The 6,955-nt window shown below is 39.3% G+C and carries 6 protein-coding genes and 1 pseudogene; 1 reads left to right on the top strand and 6 read right to left on the bottom strand.

The genetic code is table 11. The annotated features are described in order from the left end of the window. Positions 1-249: IS256 family transposase (locus tag J678_RS16495; protein ID WP_031955893.1), on the bottom strand; the 249-nt coding region annotated here is incomplete at its 3' end. Between the two features lie 74 nt (positions 250-323). After that, a pseudogene (locus tag J678_RS24025) lies at positions 324-404 on the bottom strand (hypothetical protein); the annotation flags it as partial. A 154-nt stretch (positions 405-558) separates the two neighbouring features. Here J678_RS24025 and polA point away from each other — a divergent pair. Continuing rightward, the gene (gene polA / locus J678_RS16490; RefSeq protein ID WP_017393479.1) at positions 559-3,330 is read left to right on the top strand and encodes a DNA polymerase I; all 2,772 of its coding nucleotides are present in this window, start codon (positions 559-561) and stop codon (positions 3,328-3,330) included. A gap of 59 nt (positions 3,331-3,389) precedes the next feature. Here polA and J678_RS16485 read toward each other — a convergent pair whose 3' ends face one another. Genes J678_RS16485 through J678_RS16470 form a run of 4 tightly spaced genes read right to left on the bottom strand, consistent with a single transcriptional unit; the run spans position 3,390 to position 6,950 of the window. Continuing rightward, entirely contained in the window at positions 3,390-3,959 is a 570-nt protein-coding gene (locus tag J678_RS16485; protein ID WP_002054582.1) for a YggT family protein, read from the bottom strand. A 21-nt stretch (positions 3,960-3,980) separates the two neighbouring features. After that, the gene (gene proC, locus J678_RS16480; protein WP_079377114.1) at positions 3,981-4,817 is read right to left on the bottom strand and encodes a pyrroline-5-carboxylate reductase; all 837 of its coding nucleotides are present in this window, start codon (positions 4,815-4,817) and stop codon (positions 3,981-3,983) included. Then, on the bottom strand, positions 4,792-6,192 hold the full coding sequence (tilS, locus tag J678_RS16475) for a tRNA lysidine(34) synthetase TilS (protein ID WP_079377113.1): 1,401 nt from the start codon (positions 6,190-6,192) through the stop codon (positions 4,792-4,794). The genes proC and tilS overlap by 26 nt, the downstream gene beginning before the upstream one ends. Next, a complete protein-coding gene (locus tag J678_RS16470) occupies positions 6,129-6,950 on the bottom strand; it encodes an acetyl-CoA carboxylase carboxyltransferase subunit alpha (protein WP_002054564.1) in 822 nt (273 codons plus the stop codon). The genes tilS and J678_RS16470 overlap by 64 nt, the downstream gene beginning before the upstream one ends. Positions 6,951-6,955 lie beyond the last annotated feature (5 nt).

Below are 6,955 nucleotides of genomic sequence, written 5' to 3'. Positions count from 1 at the left end.
ATCACGGGGAATATCTAAAGCCAGTTGTCCATCTTGAGTTGTAATGGTTTTAGAACTAAACCCATTACGGCTATTTGAGCCTTTCTTGGGCTGATGCTTTTCATAACCGAGATGGTCTGAAAGTTCAGTATTGAGTGCAGTTTCAATCATGAATTTTTTAAAGACTGCTGTCATTTGGTTTAAGTCTTCTGGTGTTTTTAGACCTTTAGCCAATTCGGCAGCCATACTTTTGATTGTTGCTTCATCCATGTGAAGTACCTTTTGTAATTATCCTCTGAAGGATAAATGAAAATTAAGTACTTACACAAAATTTAGAACAGTCCCTTAAAACCAATTGAAATGGCTAAAAACAAAGTCAAAGCGATCAAAACAACAATCATTCCCTGTTTGTCTTTTTTATACATGGGCTTAGCAATATGACACCTTCATTACTTATCATCTTACTTCAAGCCAATACAAGCGTATATTTATACATACAAAATACTGCAAAAATCATAAACCTGCATTCATAGCCGTTTTCACGTAAAATACCCCTAATTCAAATTAAGGAATTGTTCAATGCCACCATTTGTCTTGGTTGATGGGTCCTATTTTTTATTTCGTGCATATCATGCATTACCACCATTGACGACCTCTACTGGGTTACATACCAATGCAATACGTGGGGCAATTTCTGCCATTCAAAAATTAATGCGCCGTATGCAACCAACACATATGGCCGTAATTTTCGATACGCCTGAGCCAACTTTCCGTCATAAGCTTTCACCTATTTATAAAGGTGATCGTCCAACCATGCCGGAAGAGTTATCTCAACAGATTCCATATTTACACGCTCTAATTAAAGCGCAAGGAATTCCTTTATATAGCCTTCCAGGTGCTGAAGCTGATGACATTATCGGGACACTGGCTAAACGTGCCGTACTTGAGGGGCATCATGTACTGATCTCAACCGGAGATAAAGACATGGCTCAGCTCGTCAACGACCATGTAAAACTTGAAGATAGCTTCAAAGATCGCGTGATGGATACCGATGGCGTATTTGAAAAGTTTGGCGTTTGGCCGAATCAGATTATCGATTACTTGACTCTAATGGGCGATGCATCTGACGGTATTATGGGCGTGCCTGGCGTGGGAGCAAAAACAGCAGCCAAGTTACTGACCGAATATGGCACTTTAGATAATATCATTGCTAATGTAGACCAGCTTAAAGGCAAACTGAGCCAAAATATTAAAGACAATTTAGATAACATTAAGCTTGATCATCAGTTGGCAAGTATTGTTTGCGACCTTCCTTTAGAACTCGACTGGCATGAATTAAAACTTACTGATCCAAATGTAGATGCCTTACGCAATCTCTATACGGAGCTTGAGTTTAGAAACCAATTACAGTCGCTTGATCATCCAAACAACCCAAATAGTTCAAGCTACAAACAGCAAGCTTCACAGACCGTGGTTCAAAATGAAGTTAAACCTGCTGAAACGATAGAAACAGAAGATCAAGCTAGCTTAACTAGTCAAGATGATCAGCTTGGGACTGCAAATTATCATACTGTTTTAACTCAAGAAGCTTGGGATCAACTCTGGCAACGCATGCAAAATGCCGATCATTTTGCTATTGATACAGAGACCACAAGTCTTGATTACCGTATTGCCGAAATGGTTGGTTTTTCAATCGCCTTTGATGCAAAAGATGCCTATTATGTGCCTTTAGCGCATAACTACGAAAATGCGCCACAGCAGCTGGATCGTGAACAAATTCTGGCTCAAATTAAGCCAGTATTAGAAAATGAAGCGGTTAAAAAAATCGGTCATCACCTTAAATATGATGCGCACATTTTTGCTAATCACGGTATAGAACTTAAAGGCTGGTATTTCGATAGCATGCTGGCATCTTATGTATTAAATGCAGCAGCAACTCGTCACGGTATGGATGATGTTGCTCGTGTCTATTTAAGTCACTTAACCACAACTTTTGAACAAATTGCTGGTAAAGGTGCTAAACAGAAGACTTTTAATCAAATTGAGATTGAAGTTGCAGCTCATTATGCAGCCGAAGATGTACATGTGACTTATCGTTTATATGAAGTCCTTTCAAATAAACTTAAAGCACATCCTGAGCTAGAAAATATTTTATATAATATCGAAATGCCGGTTGCCCGAATTTTGTCAGGCATGGAAGAAGATGGTATTCGTTTAGATCATGCATTCTTAGATAAATTAAGTGTTGAATTTGCAAAAACCATGGAAGGCCTTGAAAATCAGGCTATGGAAATTGCAGATGAAACTTTTAACATTGCTTCACCTAAACAAGTAGGCGAAATCCTATTTGATAAATTAGGTATTAAAGGTGGTAAAAAAACTGCAACTGGACAATACAGTACCAGTGAAAGTGTTTTAGAAAAAATCGAACACCCATTGGCGGAAATTATTCTAGAACATCGTGGGTTAGCAAAGCTAAAAAGTACCTATACTGACCGTCTAGTTGAACAATCTCATAACGATACCCATCGCGTACATACAAGTTATCACCAAGCTCTCACAGCGACAGGTCGTCTATCTTCTTCGGATCCTAACTTACAAAATATTCCAATTCGTAGACAAATTGGCCGTCAAATTCGTAAAGCATTCATTGCACCAGAAGGACGAGTTTTACTAGCAGCCGATTACTCACAAATTGAACTTCGTTTAATGGCGCATTTTTCTCAAGATCATGCTTTAGTACATGCGTTCCAGCACGGACAAGACGTTCACCGCCGTACGGCAGCAGAAGTATTGGGTATTGCGATCGAAGATGTAACAAACGATCAGCGTCGCCAAGCTAAAGCTGTAAATTTTGGTTTACTTTACGGTATGTCCGAGTTTGGCTTAATTCGTCAGTTAGGCTTCACACGTCAAGAGTCGCAAAACTATATTAAGCAATATTTCCAACGCTATCCAGGTATTTATGAATACATGCAACGTACCCGCCAAGTAGCATCGGAGCAAGGCTTTGTTGAAACTATTTTAGGACGTCGTCTTTATACACCAGATATTGATGCTCGAAATGTGATGGTACGTAAGGCTGCTGAACGTGCTGCGATCAATGCGCCTTTGCAAGGTAGTGCAGCTGATATTATTAAACTTGCAATGATTGCAGTTGATAAAATCTTGCCAAAAGATCAAGCAAAACTACTACTTCAGGTACACGATGAATTAGTGTTTGAAGCCGATCAAAATATTGCAGAAGAACTTTCTAAGCAAATCGCAAGTGTTATGGAATCCGTTGTCGAAATTTCTGTGCCTTTACTTGTTGAAGTTGGGCAAGGACAAAACTGGGATGATGCACACTAAGTCATCAATAAACCAATAAAAAAGGGCTGTGAAATACAGCCCTTTTTTATCGTCTCAACTTAAAGTCCAGTTAAAAGAACTTTAGCGACTTCATTCATTAAGATCTCAGCAATATAGAGCGCTAAGAATGCCAAAATTGGCGACAAATCAATCATCCCCATATTAGGCAGTAAGCGACGGAACGGCGCTAATAATGGTTCTGCCAAATCTTGAATGACTTCAATATAAGGTGAACGAGATTGAGTGAACATCACCACCCAACTCAAAATGATTGTCGCAAAAATTAAATAACGACAGAAACGAATCAAATCTTGGATCATTGTTACAAATGTCAGAATCACTAAATGAATCGGACTATTTGGCATTGAACCTGAAAGATACATCACACCGAAAATTTTCAGTAAATATAAAATAATTAAAAGAACTAACGCGGCTAAATTGAATCGGCCTTTTGCGACTGTTGGAAAAATTCGGCCAAAAATATCAACAATCTTCGTCGCCTTTACTGTCGATAAAACCACAGGATTATAAGGACTTACTGCCGCCAATTGCATTAAGAACCGGAAAAAGACCAATAAAATCGCAACGTTAATTAAAATTCCAAAAATTAGCGCAGAATTTGCACCCATAGTTGTCTTATCCTATTAAAGCTATTTTGCACTGTCACTCAGTTCTTGAGCCAATTCTTGACTACGTTTCTGTGCAGCAGCTAATGCAGATTGAATATTTTGAGAGATTTGTGCACGATCAAAAACTTCAAGTGCAGCTTGTGTTGTACCATTCGGTGATGTCACATTTTTACGTAGTTCAGACGGAGTATTTGAACTCGTAATTGCCATTTGAGCCGCACCTAATGCTGTTTGAAGAGTTAAAGCAGTTGCAACTTTTTCATCTAGGCCTAGATTTTTACCTGCACGGATCATACTTTCCATGAGGTAGAAGAAGTAAGCCGGGCCTGAACCTGAAACTGCTGTTACCGCATCAATTTGAGCTTCGGAGTTTACCCAAATTGTTAAACCAGTTGCTGCTAAAATTTGACTCGTTAATTCACGGTCTGAAGCACCAACTACATCAGTCGCATAAATACCATGTGCGCCAGTTTGAACTAATGCTGGCGTATTCGGCATAACACGAACAATTCGTTCGCTATCAATAAGATTTGATATTGTCTTAATTTCCGCACCAGCAATGATGGAAATAACCAGTTTATCCGATAATAAGCCTTTCAGCGGACGTAGAACATTCGCTAGAACTTGTGGCTTTACCGCAAGTACGACAACATCCGCATTTTTAATTGCAGCCACATTATCTTGGGTTACATGAACTTCTTTTTCTTGTAATAAATGACGGATTTGTTCAACTGGATCTGAAACGGTAATACGTGTTGGTGGCAAGCCTCTTGAAATCAGCCCGCCGATCAACGCTTGGGCCATATTACCACCACCAATAAAACAGATATTACTATTTACTGCACTTGTCATAACCATATTCGCCATTTACCAGATCACAAGAATGAGAAATTAAATCTGGTTGCCATCCTCCTTGCTCACAATACGGAGACTGAGCCAACCAAAATCCTTTCGGTGTAAAAACCCCAAGCATAACATTATCTATGACTAATATTTGAATTGTATGACGAAGCCAAGGCAAAATATGTGCTTCTTGAATCGCTTTTTTTAACGGCCATTGTCCAACACGACCATATAGATGAATCTTTTCCCCACCTTGGCGTCGAATTATTTTCAATTTTTTATTCAATAAAGAATGACTTAAACCAATTTTTTTACTCTCAATATGGAACAGTCCTGCTGCACCCTGCCATTCTTCTTGTAATTTAAATGAATGCTCCAGTTCAGCTTCAACCAGATTTAATTTTTCAGCAAGATAAATCTGTTTACTTAACCTATAAAGAATATTTTGATAACGGACGTAATAAAACTGGTTCCAATGTAAAGCGGCTTGTGCATCAGATTTAGAATCAATGACTTCTTTTTTTAAGCGCTCGACCATTTCAAATGCAGGTCGATATTGCCCATCACCCTTCATCCATGCAGAAAGTAACTGGCGCTGTCGCGCAAAAGATAACTCGGATAATTTCGTTAAATCTAAATAATCAGCTGAACCCGAATATTGCCAATCATTTTTCAGAACTTCTTCTAAAATTTCGGAAGCATCCTGCATGAGATAACTGGTTCGGCTCAGCGCCTGCTGCATTTTTGGAAATCTTTTTGATAAAAATGGCCAAAGCTCTTCACGACACCACACACGGTCATAATGGGTATCATAATTCATTGGATCATCAATATACTTCACTTCAAGCTGAGCAGCCCAAGAAGCAATTTGCTCACGTGTTAAATCCAAAAAAGGACGCCAAATCGTCATATTTTCACGGTAATCAATGGCTTGCATTGCAGCAAGTCCATCTACACCTGTACCTGACAATAAACGTAAAATAGCTGTTTCGGCCTGATCTTGCTGATGATGAGCAAGCAATAGAATTTCATTTTGTTGTAAATGTTGCTGATAAGCTTGATAACGTGCTTGACGTGCTTGAGCTTCCAGATTCCCATCAGAAATCTGTACTTTTTGAATAATATAAGAAATATTTAAACTTGTTGCCTGACTGGCAACAAGTTTCCCCCATTCTGCACTTTGTTCTTGCAGTTGATGATCAATGTAAATTACCCGGATCTTTTGAGGGAAAATTTGAGTCATTAAATGTAGTAGTAGCATTGAATCCATGCCACCACTACATCCAATAAGAAAAGAACTATTTTCTGAAAACTCTTGAGCCTGCTTTAAGACGTGATGCCTAAATTTTCGCTGCCAAACTTCATTAAACGTTGATAACGTGCTTCGCATCGTTCATTTGCATCCATCGGTAGCAATTCATCCAAAGCTTGCTTTAAAACTACTTTTAGGTTTTGCATCACACGCTCAGGATCTAAATGAGCTCCTTCGCCTTCATCTACTACATATTCAACAATACCTAGAGATTGTAGTTTATCTGCTGTTAAACCTAAAGCTTCACTCGCTTGAGCTGCTTTTTCAGCAGTCTTCCATAAAATAGATGCACAACCTTCTGGTGAAATCACAGAATAAATACTATGTGATAGCATAATCACACGGTCAGCAACCCCAATACCTAGAGCACCGCCAGAACCACCTTCACCGAGTACTGTTGCAACAACAGGAACTTTCAAACTTGAAAGTTGAGCAAGACTAGTGGCAATTGCTTCAGCTTGTCCACGTTCTTCAGCACCAACACCTGGATATGCACCCATCGTATCAATAAACGTGAAAACTGGAAGATTAAAACGCTCAGCCATATCTAGTAAACGCTGAGATTTACGGTAACCTTCTGGGTTCGCCATACCAAAGTTGTGCTTTAATTTTTCACGGGTACTACGACCACGGTGTTGTCCAATGACCATCACAGGTTGACCGTCAAAACGAGCAAGACCACCTACCATCGCACCATCGTCACCAAACAAACGATCACCATGCAAGGCATCAAACTCTGTAAAGATTTCACCGACATAATCTAGAAACTGCGGACGATCAGGATGACGTGCAATTTGAACCGTTGTCCACGCTTTGGACTGAGTAGCTTTTTTCATAGGTC

The sequence above is a fragment of the Acinetobacter sp. 1424608 genome, from assembly GCF_000588255.1.
Taxonomy (GTDB): Bacteria; Pseudomonadota; Gammaproteobacteria; order Pseudomonadales; family Moraxellaceae; genus Acinetobacter; species Acinetobacter nosocomialis.
The sequence above is the reverse complement of the archived record's forward strand: the minus strand, read 5'-3'. Positions and strand labels throughout refer to the sequence as shown.

Bases quoted from the DNA above. Each gene is read 5' to 3' on its own strand.
- polA (WP_017393479.1), top strand. From the start codon at position 559: ATGCCACCATTTGTCTTGGTTGATGGGTCCTATTTTTTATTTCGTGCA.
- proC (WP_079377114.1), bottom strand. From the start codon at position 4,817: ATGGTTATGACAAGTGCAGTAAATAGTAATATCTGTTTTATTGGTGGT.
- J678_RS16470 (WP_002054564.1), bottom strand. From the start codon at position 6,950: ATGAAAAAAGCTACTCAGTCCAAAGCGTGGACAACGGTTCAAATTGCA.
- J678_RS16485 (WP_002054582.1), bottom strand. From the start codon at position 3,959: ATGGGTGCAAATTCTGCGCTAATTTTTGGAATTTTAATTAACGTTGCG.
- tilS (WP_079377113.1), bottom strand. From the start codon at position 6,192: ATGCGAAGCACGTTATCAACGTTTAATGAAGTTTGGCAGCGAAAATTT.